The organism is Brachyspira catarrhinii, from assembly GCF_005518285.1.
Classification (GTDB): Bacteria; Spirochaetota; Brachyspiria; order Brachyspirales; family Brachyspiraceae; genus Brachyspira; species Brachyspira catarrhinii.
Genome location: NZ_SJDU01000395.1, coordinates 1 through 1,997, shown reverse-complemented (window position 1 = coordinate 1,997; position 1,997 = coordinate 1). Strand labels below are relative to the sequence as shown.

Below are 1,997 nucleotides of genomic sequence, written 5' to 3'. Positions count from 1 at the left end.
AAAGCTCCCGCATGCGTCTTCCCGACTCTTTTACTGTCTCCGCTTGCAATTATCTCTCCGTATTCGTTTATGATATTAATATTGATTTCATAATTCGTATTATCCATTATCTTTTTTAATAATTTTTTGGCTATTTGACTATCGATAGAAATCATATATTAAAATCCTTAATCTCAATTTATAATTTAATTTATAAATTAATTGTATATTATATTAAAAAATAATTATTTAAAAAACTTCGTCATTGCGAGCGTAAACGAAGCAATCCGTATAAAATAGATTGCCTCGTTCGTTTTTTATTTTAGTTTTTTAATATTCTTAAAAAATTATGCTAATTTAAATATATATTAACGATTTTAACTATATTTTATAATTTTATCTCAATACCAAAGATAACAAAAATACATTTATTATTCCCGCTATTCCTATTATAAGGGTCATTAAAGTTTGAGTTTTATAACCGTCTTGCGCTCTCATCTCTCCGAAATTCGTCACAACCCAATAATAACTGTCGTTTGCATGAGATACAGTCATAGCTCCCGCTCCGATTGCCATAACAGTTAGGGAAGCCAAAGTCGGAGTATCCAATCCTAAAGCTCCCATTAAAGGCGCTATTATTCCCGCCGTTGTGGTTAATGCTACCGTTGAAGAACCTTGAGCGGTTTTCAAAATTGCCGCAAGTAAAAACGGGAAGAATATTCCTATAGTTTGAAACAATGTGGCGTTTTCGGTTATAAAGTCTACCAAACTTGAAGAAGCTATAACTCTTCCCAATACTCCGCCCGCCGCCGTAACAAATAATATAGGTCCCACGATTTTTAAAGTGTCGTTAGTTATATCGTAAAAACTGTCTATATTTTCAACGCTATTTTTTTGACTGAAATATGTTATTATTCCAAAAATAAGTCCAACCGCAAGTGCGATTATTGGAGTTCCTAAAAATTGTAATATTTCTATAAAACTTCCTTCCATTTTTGCCATAGTTACAGCCGAAGCTAATCCCATTAAAATAATAGGAATTATAATCGGAGCTATAGCTAAAAAACCGTTTGGCAATTTCCCATAACTTTTTACCAATTCCTCGTAACTCTTAACATTATCTTTACTTTCTATTTCGTCTATAGATTTAACTTTTTTACCGATATATTTTGCAAAGAAATATCCCGTTATCAAAGGCAATATCGAGCATAAAACTCCCATTCCTATTACCATTAAAAGATGGTCGCCGACTCCCAAAGTATTTGCCGCTGCAATTGGTCCTGGAGTGGGAGGTATGAAACAATGCGAAATAAATAAACCGCAGGAAAGCGCGACTGATATGGCAACGCTCGAAGCCATAGTTCTTTTTGCCAACGCTTTTCTAATTGGATTTAAAATTACAAAACCAGAATCGCAAAATACTGGTATTGAAACTATCCATCCCATAATCAACATTGCAAGTTCGGGTCTTTTCTTTCCTACGACTTTTATAACCATATCGGAAAGTTTCAAAGCGCCGCCCGTTTTTTCCAAAATAGTTCCGATTAACGCTCCCAATATAATTACTATACCGATGCTCGTAAATGTTCCGCTAAATCCCGCTCCTATTATTGACGGAATAGTTTTTATAGGAATTCCCGCTATAAACGAGAAAAGTAGCGAAACTCCCATAATAGACAAAAACGGATGAATTTTTAATTTTGAGATAGCTAATATCATAATAATAATACAAATAATAAAAGCCACGATTAATAAAGTTCCTTGCATAATTAACTCCTTGATTTTTAATTATAATAATAAGTATATCAAAATTTTATCAATTTTCATTATATAAATTATACAATTTTTATATAATTTATTGTATCATATAAACAATGAAAATTAATATTATTTAATATATTTTAAATAAAATTTTTTAATTTTTAAGGATAAATAAAAAATGAAAAAAATAATTATCATTCCAGATTCTTTTAAGGGTAGTTTGTCGAGTTTGGAAGTTTGCAACGCGATAGAAGAAG

Annotated in this window: 3 protein-coding genes; 1 reads left to right on the top strand and 2 read right to left on the bottom strand. The window is 31.3% G+C overall.

The window, feature by feature from the left end; translation table 11 throughout:
* A partial coding sequence (locus EZH24_RS10865) for a sugar diacid recognition domain-containing protein (protein WP_272897898.1) occupies positions 1-155 on the bottom strand: 155 nt, incomplete at its 3' end.
* A gap of 220 nt (positions 156-375) precedes the next feature.
* Positions 376-1,746, bottom strand: a complete 1,371-nt coding sequence (locus EZH24_RS10860; RefSeq protein WP_137999134.1) for a GntP family permease — start codon at positions 1,744-1,746, stop codon at positions 376-378.
* Positions 1,747-1,918: 172 nt separating this feature from the next.
* Between EZH24_RS10860 and EZH24_RS15445 the strand changes: the two genes are divergently transcribed.
* On the top strand, positions 1,919-1,997 hold a 79-nt coding region (locus EZH24_RS15445), incomplete at its 3' end, for a glycerate kinase (RefSeq protein WP_137999135.1).